Here is a 19,608-nt window from a genome sequence, read left to right as displayed (position 1 = left end):
CCCGAATAGTTAGAAAGTTTTTAAATGCCCTTTCTAAATCTCTTAATGCTTGTTGAGGGGCACATTTAGATACCTCATAATACCAGGGATTAATTGATTTGACTTCAGCTACTAAACGTTTATGCAGGGTAATTGCACTTGGGCGTTTTTTAGTTTCTTCGTACTCAGTAATACAAGTTGCTAACCCCCAGTTATAGGCATGACGTGCAACTCCTGCGTGTTTGGCAAGTATGGTTTTTTGGTAATTGTTAAGTTTTAACTTAGTTTTAAAGGATTTCATGATTATTAGAGCTGTTGGCACTAAGCGCGCAGTTTTGCTGTTTCATATACTTACTGGAGTTTAGACATAAATCTAGTATATCACAGAGTATTTGTCTAATTATGTCTGATTTTGTCCAATTATTTTAATACTGTTGATAGCCCCATTAATTTACCGCCGATTCATCTCACGCCATAATCTGTGATTTGGCGTGAGGCTCAAGAGCGATTTAGCTAAAAATGGAGACTTGGAAGTAAAATATCCAGGTTTTAATATGGCAGGAAGATACTATACTTTTCAGTATCACCAAATTCAATTTTTTGCCTTAGATACTAATATTAATGCTGACTGGGAAACAGAATTAAAATGGTTAGAAAAAGAATTGAATAATAATGAAGCACCTTGGAAAATAGTCTTTGGTCATCATCAAATTTATTCTTCTGGAATGTATGGGTTAAATAAAGATTTTATTCAAACTTTAACTCCTCTATTTAAAAAATATGGAGTTCAGCTTTATATTAATGGGCATGAGCATGATTATGAAAGAACTAGCTCAATTAATGGTACTACGTATTTAATTTGTGGTGCGGGTGGTAAACAACGTCCTGTAGGGAAATCAGAGTGGACTGAATATTCTACGAGTGATTTTAGTTTTGCTGCTTTTGATGTTTATGAAGACTGCCTCATTGTTAGAGGAATTAATGTAAATAATCGTGTTTTTGACGAAGGTATAATTAGTGTTTGCTGAATAAAGTCTGATGGTGATGATAGGCAACAGTTTAGACTGTCTGCTACGGTCAAATTTTCGGCATTGTCAGGGAGCATTTTGATACCAAAAGAGCCAAAAACCTTGCACTTTTTCAGCAATATTTAACCCTGGAAGCCTGAACTAGTATTGATTACAATTTTATTCAGCAAGCCCTAAATATTTATCCCCTATGTTTTACTATTTAACCTTCATTGGGAGGCATTTCTTTGTTTGTAAATCGCTGAATTATAATTTGTATAGCTAAAGCAACTAAGCCTAAAGTAACCATCGCACACATACAAGTAGCTAAAGCAGTAACTCCCACCACTAAAGCACGAACAGCAGTCGAAATATTCACCACAAAAACGTTATCTGAAATAACAGGTTTACTAGCAAATGTCTCAGAAATAGATTTCATTAACATATAGGCAAGTGTAGCTAATCCACCAGAAATTACAGCACTAGCCAAACATTGTAAAGGATTGACATTTGAAGTAGATTTTTTCTGAGATTCAGGACTTAAATTTGTCATATATTTTTAAATAGTTGAAGTCGGGTTAACGAAGTCAGAAGTCATAAGTCAGAAGTCAACCCCTCCCAGGAGGGGAAGTAGAGGATTTGAGTTCCGCTCCAAAAATATTGCGTCTTAAAAGGCGGGGTTTTAGACCTATGTTATTTTGATAAAAATTGCTTTTAATTATGGGAATTCTGGTAAAAATAAAAATTTCAGATAATAGTTTGTGACTAGGCAAAATACAGAAAATAAATAGGGTTTGCTGAAAAAGTCTGATGTGATGGTAGGCAACAGAGAACAGCTCATCTAGCAACAGTCTCGGCTATCTGCTACGGCCAAATTTTAGGCATTGTCAGGGAAAAATATTAGCATTTTGAGACTAATTGAGCCAAAAACCTTGCACTTTTGTTAGAATAAAAAACACTGGAAGGCTGAACTGGTATTGATTACAATTTTATTCAGCAAGTCCTAATTATTAATTATTAATTATTAATTATTAATTATTCGGTTGCCTCCTGTCTTCTTCCTTACTTTAATGAGCAACAGTAATACCACTCGAGTTAAACTGTGCTATCCAGAATTCTAGACCGGGATCAGCCATTTTTGCTTTTGCTGTGGCCTCAACTTCCTGTGCTTGAGCCAGAGATTCTGTCAAAGCAAATATAGTAGGTCCAGACCCAGACATCATAGCTCCTAAAACATTTTGGGACGCAAAAGCTTCTCTTAATTTTAATAATTGCGGATATTCTGGTAAAGCCACTTTTTCTAAATCATTGTGCAATAGTTTGCCAATTTCTATATTATCTTGGTGAGCGATCGCTGAAACCATTGGTCCAGAATGTACTCTTTGTATACTATTTTTTCGAGCTTCAGTATCATCAATATAAGTATGACCGAATTCTTGACGATAAGTTCGATAACTCCAAGGTGTAGAAATAGAGAGATTCTTGTATTTAGCCAAAACCAGATAAAGTGGGTCTAAATTTGGTAGTGGGGAGAGAACTTCGCCACGTCCAGTGGCCAATGCTGTCCCGCCACTAATACAAAAAGGAACATCTGAACCCAACTGTGCCCCCAACTCCTGCAACTCTCCCTGAGTCAAACCAAGTTCCCACATTAAATCTAATCCCACTAATACCGCTGCTGCATCAGTGGAGCCTCCTGCTAATCCTGCTGCTACAGGAATCTGCTTATTGATGGTAATTTCAACGCCACCATACCTGGCAAATGCATCTGGAAATTGTTTAGCGATCAAGGCAGCTGCTCGGTAAGCAATATTGCCAGCATCAGCAGGAACTAGGGGATGTTCGCATCGAACCAAAATAGTTTCAATTCCAATGGCACGAATATCTATTCTGTCTGCAAGACTAATACTTTGCAAAACCATTGCTAATTCATGATAACCATCTGGGCGATCGCCTATGATTTCCAGATACAGATTAATTTTAGCAGGAGCAATTAATGAATAGGAGCGCATTTTAGCTAGTTTAGTATTTAGATATTTTAACTCGTAAGGAAGTAAAGAAAAAGGTTAATTTTTTGAGCAAAATCATCTCTCGGGACTTCCAGATGGCAAGAATTTATATTCCAGGACCTACGCAAAAAAACTACATATAGCAGATAAAAACTATAGCACTATGGTATATATAGTGTATATGGTCAGAAAAATCTGTAAATCCTGTATTCCTAAGCTTCTTACTTTAGTTTAATTCTTTTAATTTATATTAGTATAGTCACAGAAATCAATACCTTAAAGCACTTTTGCTGATTAATAAACCACATCGTCTTAGCAAAGTCAGAGGTCAGAAGTGATTTTTGTAACGGGGATTTGAGCAACTCTCCAAAAATATTTCGCCTTAAAAGGCGGGGTTGCGCGACCCATATTATTTTGATGACCAAAAATGGGGCGAATGGCCATATAGCCTGACGGCATGGGCTTCGCAATTGCGCCCCTACTGTGGTCTACTGAAATGAAAACCGCATCTGTTCAATTTACAATAATTAACAATTCTCCAAGTATGCAAATTTAATCATTAGCAGCAACAACGGCAGGAGCAAAACTAGAGCCATACAGTTTTGAAGTCTCACAACCACAAGGTTATGGATGTATTATCAAAGTTTTAGCTTGTGGTATTTGTCACTCTGATATACATATCATTGATAATGACTGGGGAATATCAACATATCCCGTGGTGGCAGGCCATGAAGTCATTGGAGAAGTAGTAGAAGTTGGGACTCAGGTCAAACATCTGCAAAAAGGCGATCGCGTTGGTGTGGGTTGGCAGCGATCGGCTTGTTTACAATGTCGTGACTGTCTGCGAGGTAATGAAAATCTCTGCAATCAAAATCAGGCATTAATTGTTACTGGAGCAGGTGGGTTTGCAGATTATTTATCAGTAGATTCACGGTTTGCATTCCCTATCCCTCCAGAAATTGATACTAAAATTGCAGGACCTCTATTATGTGCTGGTATTACTGTGTATTCTGGTTTACGTTCTGCTGGAATGACTTCTGGACAAGAAATCGGTATTATAGGTGTCGGTGGTTTAGGTCATATCGCGGTACAATTTGCTAGCAAATTAGGAAACCGAGTCACAGTATTTACAACTTCTGAGGATAAGGCAAAATTTGCTCATGAATTAGGAGCTGATGAAGCAATAGTTACAAAGAAAGGAGAAGCTCCTTCAGCACCTTTGCGTCAGTTAGATATTTTATTGAGCACGGTACCTATCTCTTTGAATTGGTCTGCTTATGTTGAATTTCTTGACTCTGATGGTACTTTGGCATTTGTAGGTGTACCCGATGCACCTTTGACTTTACCTTTGTTTCAGTTGTTGATGAAACGGCGACGGATTATGGGTTCTCCTATTGGAGGTCGGGCAATAATGAATGAAATGTTATCAGTAGCAGCACAATATAAAATTGAACCGATAGTAGAAGTATTTTCTTTCGATCAGGCGAATGAAGCAATGCAAAAAGTTAAGGATAATAAGGTGCGCTATCGGGCGGTTTTAACTGTTAGTTAGAAATATCTTGATTGGGTAGTGAGAGTATTTTGTCTCCTGCACAGCTCACATTATCAACATTTTGAAATTAAAATCTGAAAATAAAAATTTATTTATATTAGACATCTCCGGAAATTAAAAAAAATCAATTATTATCCATAAATTGTTAATTATTTCTCCTTCCTGTTCCCTCTTTTCTGGAGATGTCTATTATATAGAATGCTATTAAATTATGTCCAGTAGTCAAAATTTGGTAAGAATCTTTCCAACATATTTACCATAACTAAAGTCTAATAAAAATTTGATGAAAATTGATAAAATATCAACAGTTTAGAAACAAGTGGTGATGATAGTTATTCTGCTTTATTCAAAGCTACGAAAAATCTACTTTTTAAAGATATTGGTAAAAATATTTAGATTTTTTATTATTACCGAAATATCATCTCTTAAGCTAGATATATTTGCCAATGGTACTATGCCTATTTCGCTTAATTAAGCATCACAAAAATCTTCTTACCTCTTGTTTCCACCCCCCTATCCCAATATCTATCAGACATAATACTAATCAGATTTTTTCAGTTTAGATGGTGAAATAGATATATCGTTTAGTTGAGAATAATCAGGAGAGTCTCCTACTAATTCAGCTAATGCTTCTGACATAGCTTTCGGGTCCATAAATAGAACCTTAGAATTAGCACTTTCACTTAATTTCTGATTAGTTTCTAAATACCTTTGAGCAATCATAAATTGCATAAACTCTGGACTATCTGGGCGCAAATTTAAAATTTTGGAAAGAACCTCTATAGACTCTGCTTGTCCTTGAGCTTTAGCAATAGCAGCTCTTTTCTCTCCTTCTGCTTGTTCAAGCATGGCTTTTTTCTCACTTAAAGCTACTCTTTCCGACTCCATCGCTGCTTGCACTTTTTCAGGAAAAATAATATTTTGAACCTCGACACGAATCACCTTTACACCCCAACTAGAGGTAGCTTCATCCAACTTCTTCAACAAAGCTTTATCAATTTCATTTTTTGAAGATAAAACTTCTTGAAGTGGTAAGCGACCAATTTCAGAACGCAGAGAAGTTAAAACAATATTATCAATAGCATTTTCTACATCTTCAATTGCATAATACGCTCTCTCCATTTCTATAATCTGCCAGTACACCACTGCATCTACCTGCAAAGTCAAATTATCCTTAGTAATGACTGACTGAGGGTCAATATCCAAGACCCTTTCACGAATGGTATCAACGTGAGCTATTTTTTCTACTAGAGGTAAAACAAACTGAAGTCCAGGCTTCAAAGTACGCTTATACTTACCTAAGCGTTCTACTAAAGCCTCATCTCCTTCATCAATAACTTTCACAGATGAATTAACTGTATAACCAATTATTGCAGTTGCTATAAGAGCCACAAGATATTGAAGCATAAGATGTTATAAATTAGGTTCATTATTTTGATACTAGCATTATCAATTCAAAAGTAGTCAAGTCAAAGGTTAACTATTTTATTTTTGGCTGTTGATATTTGGACTTAAACGAAAAATTTTAGCCCCAATCAAATCTCAGCCCTTGAAACTATTATTTATTTATCTATTTAACAAATAAGTAGAAAATCTAAAATTATTAATAATTGTCCCAATAATCACAGTTTTTGATTTTTACTTAAATTAGTTAGTTAATAATCTGAAATTTTATTCTTGAGGAGGATATATGGTTAATGCTGCAGAACAGGCCAAAAATTTTCAAGTAGCTAGTAAGATTGCTTCAGTAGTAAATTTATTTAAGTCCCAGTTTGCAGATGTTAAGGTCGATCTTAAGCCCTGGATGAACGATCCAGATACTTTGGAGTTGGTCGATCCAGATTCTATAGATATTGGTTTTCATTTGCCTGGTAGAAGTCGGTCTCTGGAAAGTCGTTGTTTATTGGTGCAAATTCGTTTATATCAAGATCCTATTGAAGCTTATTCTCGTGCAATTGGAGTGGAAGTTGCTGGTTACGATCATCGTGGAGAACAATGGAAATTATCAACGGTGGGTGGCTGGCGTTTTGTGGGAAATACCCAGCCCACAACAGAATCTGCTGCCAAACTGAAATATTTCTGTAGGCAGATTTTTGAGCTATTCAATAATGATGATGTGGCAGCTTAATTGTGATTAGCCAAAACCTTGTGAAGTTCTCTCCCGTTAAATCGGAGGTTATAACGGGAGCTTCTCAAACAAAGATAATTTAATCCAAGTCTCATATAGAATCCGGTTAAATACTTATCGTATCTATAGAAGGAAGGCAGAAGGGAAAGAATTAAAGTGAGAAGGTACAAAGTTTTTCATCAACCAGTTATCCAGCCTAATCACATACATATTAATCATATACATATACTGTATAACCGGATTCTATATTAGACGTTTATTTAGTTAAATTAAATTCTGATAATTATTAATTATTAATTATTAATTATTAATTATCAACGTGCCTTTTTCCAGTGGTTAGAACCAATTTCTTTTCTATATACTTTTTTTGCTTTCTTGCTAAATTAGATTGCGCTTTTCTGTAGAAATTAGGGGAAATTAGGGACAGAAACATTATGGCCAGTATGAGTAGTCAAAAACTCTTTTAAACCTACATCAATCGACACCTATTTATATTTAATTTACTTTTGATTCGGTTTTGGGAGTATGCCACTAAATGTTAATTGGTGGTAAATTTGGCTGAGGATTAGTAACTCTTCTCAATAATTCTTGTCTAGCTTGTTGAGGATTTTGACCATGAGGAACTAGATATAATAATCTACAAGAACCATCTTGAGGATTAGCAGCACAAATCATTGGCTGTCCATTTTTATAAATACTGACAGTGATACTTCGATATCCGTTTCTTTGTTGAGTAGATAAAATTCCAGATACTCTAGTACATCTAGTCACAGCATCTTCTCCGGATTCGGTAAAATAATTCCTAGTCCAGAGAATAATAGGAATATTTTGGCCTTGTTTAGTGGCTATTGTTGCTGGAAGAGCCCCAATTCTTCCACAGAAAAAATTAGTAGTTTGAGCTTCAGCAGAACGATTATTTATAGGAAGATTTAAAAATCCAATTACTGTAGCAGCAACAATAGAAGTTAATGATAAAATTTTCATTGATTATAATCTACATAGATAACAATATGTAAGCATTTCCTGACGGAATGCTTATAACAATACTAATATTCTATAAATTTATATGTAGTTCTTGACTGTCAGTAATGGCATTTAAGCAAAATTTTTTTTTAGTATACCTGGGAAATTCTGGAAGTTCTGATTATCAGTGATTCTTGTGTAGTTATCATTTCTAATTAATAAATTACTTGCTTTGCTTATATTCCCTGTTCAATTTATTATCTGCCTTAACTTCGGTTCAGGAAAACCCTCCCAATAATAGTAGTCAATCAATCATATCTAAGTTTGAATAATCAATTTATCAAAATAATTGGGTTTAAAACCCCGCCTTTTAAGGCGAAATATTTTTTGATAGTTTCTCAAATCCCTATGACAAAAATAACTTCTGATTTCTAACTTCTGACTTCTGACTTCGTTATTGGGAATGGGTTAAAAAATAGCAATCCACTGTCAAACTAAAAACTTAGTCAAGATATTTTTGGAAAAATTCTATAGTGCGACTTTGGGCAAGATTAGTAGTTTCTAAGTTATAGTCTTTTCCTTCTATCCGAGCAAAGCCGTGATTAACATTTGGATAAGAATGTATTGTTACTAAAGGATAATTACTCAGTTCAATTTTTAATTTAGACTGAATTTCTGAAGAAACATATTCATCTTTTTCAGCAAGATGAAGCATTAATGGATTTTGAATATTAGCTGCTTCACTAATATTTTTTTCTATGCCAACTCCGTAATAACTAACGTTGCATTCTGTTTGGGAACGGGTAGCCATTAAATAAGCAAGTTTTCCTCCTAAACAAAAACCTATACTGCCAATTTTGCCAGTACATTCTGGTAATTCTTTGAGAGTTTTCATTGTAGAAATTAAATCATCAATTCCTTTGTCTTCATCAAAATTTTGGTAAAGTTCAAATGCTTTTTGCCAGTCACTATCTGATTTATCGGTAAGTTCAATATCTGCTTCTTGATGCCAAAATAAGTCGGGCACTATTGCCACATAACCTGCTTGAGCATATTCATCAGCTATATTACGCATTACTTCATTAACTCCAAAAATTTCTTGGATAATTATTAATCCAGGAGCAGGTGTAGAAGTAGGTGCTTTTAGGTAAGCGGAAAAAGTCTCGCCGTTATTGCTGGAAATTTTAATTTTCATCTTGCTTAATTTATTTGATGTTGGCATGATTTTTATAAATTACTTTAACATTAGTTAGTCAATTCAGTTAGCCTCTTGACATAGGGACTATTGGCTTCTGTAATACCAATTACCATACATTAATGGTATACTTAGGTAGCACTTCAGTTATTAAGTAATTAATTCATGTATAATAGTCTTTTTGCTAATTTGAGTTAATTTAATGTTAATTATTCTTATGTTTACTTTTTCCTAGGAGCACAGAAGTGGGTTATCTCCCTGTACAGATGTCCCTAGCACTCCTGGGATCAGTAGGGGTGGGTTCCCCACTACCCTACTCATGAAAATGTAGAAAAGTTTTTGAGAAATTGTGTAAATCCTACAACAGGGAAGCTTTGAAGATGCAGAATTTTCTTTTCTCTTGATAATTTTGGTAAAAAAAATATTATGTAGTCCTATAGATGTAGTGTAGATGTAATGATAAAACTTCTATAGCAATCAGGAATGAGTTGTGAGAATTGAGATGTTCCTTAAAAGTGTAGAATATAGCAATTATTATATTCATATGATACGTTTTTTTTCTCTTCTCTGTTCCCAGTTAAGTGTTCCCTCCATACCTAAAAATTTCCAATATCTCACAACTCAAATCATATTGCTATATAAGGCAATATAGTTGTAGGACTTGCTCCACCTTTCATGGCTCTCTAAAAGATATTTATAATAAGTGCTTGATAATTTTCGGAGATGTCTATTTTGGGGAGACTCCTATTACACTAATTATTTCAGCTAAACTAATTTTTTCACTTTTATAATTTATCAACTATGCTCTTGGTTTAATAACTATATTAATCGCACCAAAAGCTAGGACAATTCAAAAGTTTAAAACTCAGAGAAAGCAAGATTTTTCCTTCTTTTTTATTCCTTATTCCTTTTCTTCAAAAATATATTTATAATCCAAACATAAATGCTATATATAGAAATCAGGAATGAGTTGTGAGAATTGAGGTGTTCCTTAAAAGTGTAGAATATAGCGATTATTATATTCATATGATACGTTTTTTTCCTCTTCTCTGTTCCCAGTTAAGTGTTCCCTCCATACCTAAAAATTTCCAATATTTCACAACTCAAATCATATTGCTATATCTGAGAAATATCAAAGAGTAATATCTCTTTCTTAGTTAAGATTTTTGATTCCAGAAAAAATTTAACTTATTTAAGCAATGATTACTAAATTATTAAGTTAAATTGGATGAAAATTATCCATAATAAAATTAGAAAGATATTTAGGAGTGGACTTATAAAAAAAATACTTGACAAAAATTATAAGTTTTGTTACAAAAATCTTAAAAATTGATATACTTTAAGAGGATTTTAGATTGTGAAAGTAGCGATTGTTGGTTTTGGATTTAATGCAGAGAAAGCCCATGTACCAGTATACAGAGATCGTTCTGATATTCATCTCAAAGCAGTAGTAGATCCAGTCACATCTAGACGTGCAGCAGCGCTTCGACAATATGCAGATATTCGAGTTTATGAACAATTTAGCGATTTATTAGAAGAATATTCTAGTGAAATAGACGTAATAGATATTTGTTTACCTAATACTTTTCATTTAGAAAATATCAAACAAGCATTAGCAGCAGATAAGCATGTCTTATGTGAAAAGCCATTAGTTTTAAATAAAGCTGAGTATTATGAATTAATCAATATAGCAAACGAACGAAAACGTATTTTATATCCATGTCATAACTATAAATTTGCTCCTTCAATAGTTCACGCTGCCTACTTAATTAATTCAGGTGAAATAGGGGTACCTTTATTTGCATCATTTAATATATTTGGTGCAGGCTTTCAACCAGGTGTACGGGGAAAAGACAAAGAACTATCTGGTGGTGGTATTATGATAGACCATGGTTTAGATGCAATTTCTGTTGCTCAAACCTTATTTGGTGGCTTCCCTCAACGTATATCTGCACATACTAGAAGTTTTAATGAAACAAATAGTCAACTTGAAGATGTAGCTGTTTTTTGTTTAGATTGGGAGAGCAAATTAATCAACATTAGTGTCAGTTCTTTAGGGTCTATTCCAAAAGCTTATTACAGAATTCAGGGAACAGAGGGAGAAATTAGTATTGAGAATAATGATGTATTTTTAAGTGTTAAAGATCAACCAGTTCAGCATATTTTTGTACCTACATATTTTGACGATCCTGGTCATACTAATTGGTTTAATGGATTGATTGAGAATTTTCTAGATTGTGCTAATAATCCAGGTACTGAACCATTCTCTTTGATGGAAGCTGGTTTAGTTCTAGAGATAGCTGAAAAAGCTAATCACTCTAGTAATAATGGAGGTAGTTGGATGGGAATAGAATTTACTACTAAGTCATTACAAATGGTTGGTTAATTTATGACTAGGTTCTGGAACTAGGTCTACGATTTAAGAAGGTAGTAAGTTTTAGGTAATAGATATTTTGTAATCTACAACTTATTACCTTCTAATTAACTTTGCCAAGAAAAATAAGTAAAAAGCTTTTTTTTGATTATACTAGAGGGTATAGTCCTAGAAAGGGATGAAAATTAAAATATTTCTGATTTCAAGCTACTAACAGATGGCGGTAGTTACTATTAATACAGTTCCTACCTATAGCAATCAGGAATGAGTTGTGAGAATTGAGATGTTCCTTAAAAGTGTAGAATATAGCAATTATTATATTCATATGATACGTTTTTTTTCTCTTCTCTGTTCCCAGTTAAGTGTTCCCTCCATACCTAAAAATTTCCAATATCTCACAACTCAAATCATATTGCTATACAAAGCTAACTGTTCACTTAAATGAAACCTTCAGACCTTAGATGACGATAAAATTTCTAATTTTTTTTAGAACAAATTTATAAGCCTAGTTATAGCCACTTTTTTAAATCTAGAATAAATATGATACAGCAATCTTAAATTCTCTTCTCCCTCAGAGTCTACAATATTTTACAACTTAAACAAACTTCTTATATACTTGAAATTAAGTTCAGCAGAACAAATTTTTTCTACTTAGCACTTATATAGTTTTAGCTAAAAATTTATCGTTAATTAGGGTTTGCTGATTAAATATCAAAGCATTTACTGATATGATTTTTAGCCTTTTTAGGTCTTGAAAAAGTACCTGGTTTTCAGCTCCAATAGCTCAAAAAGGAGCGCATTTTGGGCAAGATAGGGGAAGAAAAATCTTGGGACGATTTTTATGATTACCTCTTCTATATAGCAGTCGAAACAAAGGTTAGGACATTTACAAAGGCTTAAACTCAGTGAGGGATTACTTTTAACTTTTGACTTTTGACTTTTGCCTTGCGCGGAGCGCTATAATTCTCATTCCTCCTGACTTCACCGATTATTGATTCTGGCTCCTCCTCTGAAAAAAAGACTTTTTCAACAAACCCTAATTAGTTTATATTAGTGCCTTTTATAGTACTTAACTATGATTATTTATTAACTTCAAATCAACTAAATATCAATCCTTAAATAACTTATTAATTCTGCTCTACAATAATATATTAATAGCAAATTCATTTATGCAACCTCACATAAAATTTGTATAAGACAGCGCCACCTATGACCTAACACCTAATTATGTGTAGCCTTATAGAAGCCATTTGGAATATTAGCTAATGTTGGGTTTTTAGGCCAAGAAGTGAGGATATTGATATTTAATTACTATAGATAGATATCTCCAACAATCAAAAATCATGCTCTTTTATTGCACTGTTATTCATCAATTCTTTCCCCCTACTCTGTACGGACGTTCCATGCAACGTCCCTACTACTCCCTATGGGTGGAGGAGATGCTTAATATATCCGTTTAGGGGTTCTATATAAAATTGGTATAAGAGTTTAGCAATAGGAAATTTTGAATTCTCAACTATATAACTATGTTATCCAAAAAATTTCCGAATTCTCACCGTTCACGTTTACTATTACTAAGTGAACGAATTATGGCATTACTAATTCTTGCTAATGTAATATTAGTAATATTTGATATTACCTATATAAAAATCCGTCATTGGTACTTAAAAATAGATTTATACCTACAAACCGTCACTGATACTCCTCAAAAAAAATATCTCCAAAAAGTAGATAATCTACAAGAGGAATTAGAAAAGAATGGTTTAGAGTCACCAAAAGTAGAAAATTTATTAGACGATTTACGCATTAGTAGCTTTGAAATATTCATTAATCGTCCTCCATTTAAAGTCATCAATAATTATGGAAATTTAGCAAAAATTCGGCAAATATTCACTACTCACACCAAAAGAGAAAGTTTTTCACAAGCAGTACAGATGTTTTGGGATGAAAATTACTTAGAAACACAAGGTTGGCAAAGTCAGTTAGAATTTTTTAACAAAAAAATTCGCCCTTTAATGTTATTGTATGAGCCGAAATTACAGTATGATTTAATTAAAGGAATAGAGCCATTCCGAGATTCACAAAATTATCTAATCGCAGTTAGTGAACTGAAAATATTACTCGAAAAAAAAGGTCTGGAAGGAGAAGAAATAGAATCTTTACTCAAAGAATTACGCGGTAGTAGTAGCGAATTAATTGATAGAGACTATGATTTCCAGATAGTTAATCAGATTGTAGTTTTAACTCAAATAAAATACCGGATGAAGCAACATATTTATAGCCAGATTCCAGATAGTAATATGAGTTTAACTCCTACTCTTCAAATTCTACAGTCATTAAACCTACTCCAATATTTAGCACCAGAAATTTTGTTGGCAGATAAATCATCAAAAATAGCATTTAATACCTTCTGGAGTAGTCAATATTTAGAAAGATATCAATGGGAACAAGAGTTAGATTTTTTTTCAGAAAATATTCAGTTTTTAATGCACTCTTTTTACTTTCGCGATTTGGGTAAGGATGGGGAATTTGTAGATAGATTTTGGTTAGTAGATTTACCTTGGATGATTATATTTTGGATAGAGTTTATTGGGCGAACTTTACTAATTAATCGTCGTTCTAATTTAAGTTTATGGTGTGCTGTTAAAAACCGTTGGTATGATGTTTTTTTACTACAACCTTGGCTACCTTCACTGCGAATAATTACTGTATTTATTCGTTTACAGAAAGTTAAATTGCCAGATATGAAACAGTTTTACACAAATATCCGATTCAAACTTATTGGTAGTTTTGCTCAGGAAATAATTCAAGTTGTAGTAGGTGGGAGTATAAATCAGCTTCAAAATAATATTAGTCAAGGTTCTCTAAAAAAAGCTATATTTGAATCAAAAAATAAATCAGATAAAGTTTATGTAGATAAAAATGACTATGGAAATATTCAGGAAATTATTAACAATATACTTGAAGTAACTGCTTGTAGAGTCCTTCCAGAAATTTATCCAGATATTGAAGATTTTTTACGCTATCAGGTTGAAAAGTCTATGCAGCAGTTATCTATATATAAACGTTTACAAAAAATACCTTTTTTACGTCGCTTACCGGATAAAATTGCTAATAATTTAGTGATACAAATATCAAGTACAATTGCTAGAAGTCCACAAAAAGTCTATCAAACACAACCTGATGTGGTAAGTATCAAACTTAGACAACAGTTAGTCAGACAGTTTACAACTAAGTTTCTATCAGAATTGCAAGAAAAACAAACTTTTGAAGAAATAGAAGTTTTAATGATTAATTTGCTTGAAGAAATTAAAAATAGTTACGTTAAACCATCAAATCAAACTAATTTACAACCTGCGGAAACAACTATTCCTAAGATTATATCTACAAAAGTAATTGAGCTAAAAAATGGAGATGCTAGTCAACTCGATAAATAGCTAATTTCAGTTATCAATTATCAGTTATCAGTTATCATTACCTCCGGCTTTAGTCGGAAGCTTGAAATATTGAACTTAATATTCTCTTGCTCGATTGGATATGGCTCTGAAACCTCGCCATCCCACCCTACGGGAAGCTACGAAGAAAGAACTCCGTTCCGCTGTCGCGATCGACCGCTTTTCATCCCCTTAAAAGGAGAAGCTTTGGACCTCATTTTTTGGTAATTAGGGTTTGCTGAAAAAGTCTTTTTTTCAGAGTAGTAGCCAGAATCCAGAATTCAGAATCCAGGAGGAATGAGATTCCGAGAAGAAATAGCCAGAAGAATCTTCCCTTGATTTTCTAACCATATTTTTGCCCAAAACCCTAGATTTTTGAACTGGAACTACCTAAAAGCTGATACTCCCTTAGTACCTGCAAAGTCTGAAACCTTTGCCATTAAAAACTTTGATATTTAATCAGCAAGCCCTAATTACTCTTGAGAAACTTTAGCTGCTTCTGCTTTATTTAATAAATTAAGATGACTATTCATTTGAATTAAATATTTCTCCAACAACAAATAATCTTTAGACTTAAGTAAAGGATCATTTTTAGCATTAACAACCTCCTCTAATGGTAAAACACGAAAGTTTAATTTCCCATTTTTCCGATAACGATGCACCCATGTTGGTATACCTTTCACGGTAGAAATTTTAATCGTTTCCTCTGGAAAATTTTTCTGAATATTAACCTGAAAAATTACTCCCAAATCAGTATATTTTCTCATTTGATTAGAAATAAAATTACCCATGGAATAAATCGCAACAGCTTGACGAGTATCTCCATTTTCTTCAGTAATTTGAAAAAATTTATATGGTTGAACTACATGAGGATGACTACCTAAAATAATATCTGCTCCTCCATTAACTAAATTTTCCACTAATTGTTTTTGTTGAGTATTAGGTAGACGTTGATATTCTGCACCAAAATGTAGAGATACTGTGACAATATCAGCTCCTTTTTCTCTTGCCCTAGTAATATCTTGAATAATTTTTTGTTCATCAATTAAATTTACCAGATAATCTTTTCCTTGAGGAATTGGGATACCATTAGTACCATAAGTGTAAGCCAAAAAAGCCATCAAAATTTTATTTTTTTCCACCATTAAAATATGTTGAGATTCTGCTAAAGAGGCTGCTGTACCTACTGGATAAATATCGCGATCGCGTAAATTTTTTAGAGTTTTCAATAGACCTTTTTCTCGTCTATCTAATGAATGGTTATTAGCAGTAGTTAAAATATTAAAACCTGCCCATTTAATAGCATCAGCTAATGTTGCCGGAGCATTAAATAAAGGATATCCTGTATATCCAGATTCTGCTCCTGCTAATGTTGTTTCTAGATTACCAATTACCCAATCACCAGCAGATAAAATATCTTTTACTTCTGTGAAAAAAGCTTGATAAGAATAAGTTTTAGTTTGAGAATTATAACCAGATTTAATTTGCATACCGTGCATCATAATATCTCCAACTGCCATTAATTTTGCCTCAGTAACGTAGGGAGTTGGTTGAGGTGGTTGAGGTGATTCTACAGGTAAAGTTTCTGGTAGTTTTTCCGTTTTAGTTTCAGGGTATATATTGCAACTAGAAATAAATAGTATTCCAGTTAGACAAATCAGCTTAATTAATTTCTTATACTCAAAGTTATTGATTTTATAGATCCAAATAATCATCTTTAAATTTACTCAAGTTATTGGAATTGTATAGCAGGCAATAGGCAAAGGGCAACAGTGGGAAAAACATTGCCTAGTCTAAAATTCATCATTAACAGGACTTACGCAAGGACACTATATATAGTGTCTACTAATTTAGGCGATCGCTTAAAAATTATAGCGATCGCCTGAAAATAGATACGATACCATAATTAAAACCAAGGTAAAAAGCACCTATAAAATAAAAATTGCCCTGAATCTTATTGTAGGCTTCTTCAATTCTTGGCTCAAATAGTCTGAGAGTAATTCCTGTTTTACTTGATAAATAGTTTTTCCTATTTTCACTGCTAACCTTTTTAAAAAATTCCAGACTAACATAGCACAAGCTATGTGATTTTTTTGAATTTTACTCAGACGAAATTGACAAAATTCAATACCAGTTAATTGTTTAATTCTGGCGTGAAATTCTTCAATTTTCCATCTAGTTTGAGTCTCAAATTCTACAGCATCTACTGAAGATTGACTTAAGTCGTTAGTTACAACATATTCTGTTCTATTGGTGGAAACAGTCGCCCCTATGGAGCTTGACTTTTTTATCCCTTGGAAAACCTTTAATTTTAATTATTTTACCTGATATTTTTTCGGATTTATTCCAACATAATTCTCCTATTTTTTTATATTTTTCTACTTCCAAGTATATGAAACACAGATATGAATAATTAAATGTTTATAGTGCAGGCATCTTACCCGCGATAGGTGTATCTCACACTTGGTGGAATCTGCTGTAAATCTTGTCGAAGATCGACAATGTTGTTACTTTGTTCGATCGCCCAACTCCTTTAAACAAGGCAAGGCCATTTCATTCTTGCCAAAAAATGAGGTCCAAAGCCTCCCCTTTTAAGGGCTTTAGTCAGAGGTACTGATAACTGATAACTGAAATGACCCCAAGTGTAGAATTATGAAGTAAGGAGCAGATTTAGTTGGTTAAATTGGCCAATAAATGGAAAAAAGCCTGATTGATTACCTGAAAGAAGTAACAGAAAAATATTGTACAAACGGCCCAAAATTCCATCCACCCAACTCAGTTGTGGATTTTGACAAAAGATAACTTAAACTACGCAGCAGAAAATCTCCAGCAAAAGGGATTACTTCTGACTTCTGACTTTTGACTTCTGACTTGCGCATAGCGCCATAACACTTAGTCCCAGGGAAGAATTAACATAGAGATAGTAGCCCAATCTTATTAATATGAGTTATTGCCTAAATCCTCAATGCCCAAATCCACAAAATCCTGAAGGGACTCTATATTGCCTTGCCTGTGGAGCAAAATTGCTGCTGAGAGAAAGATATCGCCCCATGAAACCAATAGGTAGGGGTGGGTTTGGTCGGACTTTTTATGCCGTAGATGAAGATAAACCTTCCCACCCTCCTTGTGTAATTAAACAATTTTTACCTCAAAATACTGGCGACCCAAAAAAAGCTGCCGAGTTATTTCAACAAGAAGCAGTTAGATTAGATGAACTTGGTCAACATCCACAAATTCCAGAATTATTAGCTCACTTTGAACAGGATAATAATCAATATTTAGTACAGGAGTTTATTGATGGTTCTAATCTTGCTCAAGAATCAGTAAACAAAGGTCCATTTAATGATAATCAAATTAAACAAATATTGAATGAATTATTACCAGTTTTACAGTTTATTCACGAACATAAAGTAATTCATCGGGATATTAAACCAGAAAATATTATTCGTCGTAATTTTCCACCACAAACTACAGGATGGATGACTAATACAAATCGATTAGTATTAGTTGATTTTGGTGCAGCTAAAGTTATTACTGGAACTGCTTTAATGCAACCTGGAACAATAATTGGTAGTCCAGAATATGTAGCTCCAGAACAAGTAAGAGGTCATGCTATTTTTGCTAGTGATATCTATAGTTTGGGAGTAACTTGTATTTATTTATTAACTCAAGTATCTCCTTTTGATCTATTTGATGTAATGAAAGATAAATGGGTGTGGCGAGATTATTTGAATCAGTCTATTAATAGTATGTTAGGCAGAGTTCTTGATAAAATGCTGGCAACTAACCCAAAAATGCGTTATCAGTCTGCTGCTGAGGTAATGAAAGAATTAAACCCAGAACAGAAGGTCCCTACTCTCCCTAATATTTCTTCACACACACCATCCCCAACCACAAGACCAACACCATCTCCTACACCCACTAGAGCGCCAATACCTACATACACACCAATTCGACAAACAAATAATTCCATAACTGCACCACCTCATGTTATCCAACCGACAATTATTCCTCAACCACAAAAATCTACTTGGAAATGTGTATCGACCCTGACCGGACATTTTGACTCAGTAAATTCAGTAGCATTTAGTCCGAATGAGGAAATTTTAGCTAGTGGGAGCCGGGATAAGACTATTGAAATTTGGGACATGAACAAAGGTAGACGTTGGTATACTCTTACTGGTCATGGCGACTCTGTACAAGCTGTGGCATTTAGTGAAAATGGAGAAATGTTAGCTAGTGGGAGTCGGGATAAAACTATCGAAATTTGGGATATGAAAAAAGGCAAACGCTGGTTTACTCTCATCGGTCATTCTGACTGGGTTGATACAGTGGCATTTAGCCCAGATAGTCAAGCATTGGCAAGTGGGGGTAGGGATAAGGCAATTGAAATTTGGAATTTGCAGAAGGCGAAGCGGTGGTTTACTCTAGTTGGGCATAAAGACCGGGTTTGTAGTGTTGCTTTCAATAAAGATGGTCGGATATTGGCAAGTGGGGGTCGCGACCAAACAATTAAAATGTGGGATTTTCAGAAGGCGAAGGAGCTGTTTACAATTAAGGGTCATTCTGACTGGGTGCGATCGCTTGTTTTTAGTCCAGATGGTGGCACATTAGCCAGTGGTAGTAGGGATGGCACTATTAAGTTATGGCAGGTTTATGGAGGGGAACTTATTTCGACACCTATACAAAATTTGAAATATGGTATGAGCGATGTTTTGTCTGTTGCGTTTAGTCCGGATGGAAAAATTGTTGCGGGTGGGTATCGTAATGGGATTATTAATTTATGGGATGTGACTACCGGAGAATTGTTGGAAACTCTTGAGGGTCATTCTTCTGATGTATTTTCGGTGATGTTTAGTCGGGATGGTAAAAGTTTAGCTAGTGGGAGTAATGATAAAACTATTAAAATATGGCAGGTTCCTAAATAAAGTTCAACAATTAATAGGTAATAGGTAATAGGTAATAGG

At 33.9% G+C, this 19,608-nt stretch carries 14 protein-coding genes; 6 read left to right on the top strand and 8 right to left on the bottom strand.

Annotation, left to right across the window (positions count from 1 at the left end; genetic code table 11):
- On the bottom strand, window positions 1–280 hold a 280-nt coding region (locus AC3DU7_RS03985; RefSeq protein ID WP_488038063.1), incomplete at its 3' end, for a helix-turn-helix domain-containing protein.
- A gap of 190 nt (window positions 281–470) precedes the next feature.
- Here AC3DU7_RS03985 and AC3DU7_RS03980 point away from each other — a divergent pair.
- Window positions 471–1,007 carry a metallophosphoesterase family protein gene (locus tag AC3DU7_RS03980; protein WP_488038062.1) on the top strand — a complete coding sequence of 179 codons (537 nt, stop codon included), beginning with the start codon at window positions 471–473 and terminating at the stop codon, window positions 1,005–1,007.
- Window positions 1,008–1,209: 202 nt separating this feature from the next.
- On the opposite strand, the gene AC3DU7_RS03975 is transcribed toward AC3DU7_RS03980, so the two are convergent.
- Both AC3DU7_RS03975 and ispE read right to left on the bottom strand, forming a co-directional pair.
- A complete protein-coding gene (locus AC3DU7_RS03975; RefSeq protein ID WP_488038061.1) occupies window positions 1,210–1,539 on the bottom strand; it encodes a DUF3082 domain-containing protein in 330 nt (109 codons plus the stop codon).
- Window positions 1,540–2,053: 514 nt separating this feature from the next.
- Window positions 2,054–2,998, bottom strand: a complete 945-nt coding sequence (gene ispE, locus AC3DU7_RS03970) for a 4-(cytidine 5'-diphospho)-2-C-methyl-D-erythritol kinase (RefSeq protein ID WP_488038060.1) — start codon at window positions 2,996–2,998, stop codon at window positions 2,054–2,056.
- Between the two features lie 631 nt (window positions 2,999–3,629).
- On the opposite strand from ispE, the gene AC3DU7_RS03965 reads away from it, so the two are divergent.
- On the top strand, window positions 3,630–4,547 hold the full coding sequence (locus AC3DU7_RS03965) for an NAD(P)-dependent alcohol dehydrogenase (RefSeq protein WP_488038064.1): 918 nt from the start codon (window positions 3,630–3,632) through the stop codon (window positions 4,545–4,547).
- A gap of 540 nt (window positions 4,548–5,087) precedes the next feature.
- Here the strand turns inward: AC3DU7_RS03965 and AC3DU7_RS03960 are convergent.
- Window positions 5,088–5,954 (bottom strand): SPFH domain-containing protein, encoded by an 867-nt coding sequence (locus tag AC3DU7_RS03960; protein ID WP_488038059.1) that lies wholly within the window; start codon window positions 5,952–5,954, stop codon window positions 5,088–5,090.
- 283 nt (window positions 5,955–6,237) lie between these two features.
- Between AC3DU7_RS03960 and AC3DU7_RS03955 the strand changes: the two genes are divergently transcribed.
- Entirely contained in the window at window positions 6,238–6,675 is a 438-nt protein-coding gene (locus tag AC3DU7_RS03955; protein WP_488038058.1) for a hypothetical protein, read from the top strand.
- A gap of 531 nt (window positions 6,676–7,206) precedes the next feature.
- Here AC3DU7_RS03955 and AC3DU7_RS03950 read toward each other — a convergent pair.
- Both AC3DU7_RS03950 and AC3DU7_RS03945 read right to left on the bottom strand, forming a co-directional pair.
- On the bottom strand, window positions 7,207–7,659 hold the full coding sequence (locus AC3DU7_RS03950) for a COP23 domain-containing protein (RefSeq protein WP_488038057.1): 453 nt from the start codon (window positions 7,657–7,659) through the stop codon (window positions 7,207–7,209).
- 481 nt (window positions 7,660–8,140) lie between these two features.
- Window positions 8,141–8,860: a dienelactone hydrolase family protein gene (locus AC3DU7_RS03945; RefSeq protein ID WP_488038056.1), complete on the bottom strand. Its 720-nt coding sequence runs from the start codon at window positions 8,858–8,860 to the stop codon at window positions 8,141–8,143.
- 1,330 nt (window positions 8,861–10,190) lie between these two features.
- Here AC3DU7_RS03945 and AC3DU7_RS03940 point away from each other — a divergent pair.
- Together AC3DU7_RS03940 and AC3DU7_RS03935 are read left to right on the top strand one after the other, a co-directional pair.
- Window positions 10,191–11,219 (top strand): Gfo/Idh/MocA family protein, encoded by a 1,029-nt coding sequence (locus AC3DU7_RS03940; RefSeq protein WP_488038055.1) that lies wholly within the window; start codon window positions 10,191–10,193, stop codon window positions 11,217–11,219.
- Between the two features lie 1,514 nt (window positions 11,220–12,733).
- Window positions 12,734–14,644 carry a hypothetical protein gene (locus AC3DU7_RS03935; RefSeq protein WP_488038054.1) on the top strand — a complete coding sequence of 637 codons (1,911 nt, stop codon included), beginning with the start codon at window positions 12,734–12,736 and terminating at the stop codon, window positions 14,642–14,644.
- Window positions 14,645–15,114: 470 nt separating this feature from the next.
- Here AC3DU7_RS03935 and AC3DU7_RS03930 read toward each other — a convergent pair whose 3' ends face one another.
- Together AC3DU7_RS03930 and AC3DU7_RS03925 are read right to left on the bottom strand one after the other, a co-directional pair.
- The gene (locus AC3DU7_RS03930; RefSeq protein ID WP_488038053.1) at window positions 15,115–16,356 is read right to left on the bottom strand and encodes a CapA family protein; all 1,242 of its coding nucleotides are present in this window, start codon (window positions 16,354–16,356) and stop codon (window positions 15,115–15,117) included.
- Between the two features lie 999 nt (window positions 16,357–17,355).
- Window positions 17,356–17,520, bottom strand: coding sequence for a hypothetical protein (locus tag AC3DU7_RS03925; RefSeq protein ID WP_488038052.1), 165 nt, complete (start codon window positions 17,518–17,520; stop codon window positions 17,356–17,358).
- A gap of 63 nt (window positions 17,521–17,583) precedes the next feature.
- Here AC3DU7_RS03925 and AC3DU7_RS03920 point away from each other — a divergent pair, with 63 nt between their 5' ends.
- Window positions 17,584–19,569 (top strand): protein kinase domain-containing protein, encoded by a 1,986-nt coding sequence (locus tag AC3DU7_RS03920; RefSeq protein WP_488038051.1) that lies wholly within the window; start codon window positions 17,584–17,586, stop codon window positions 19,567–19,569.
- The last annotated feature ends 39 nt before the right edge of the window (window positions 19,570–19,608 follow it).

It is taken from the genome of Okeania sp. (genome assembly GCF_983059655.1).
Note: the sequence above shows the minus strand (reverse complement) of the source record. Positions and strands in the feature narration are given on the sequence as shown.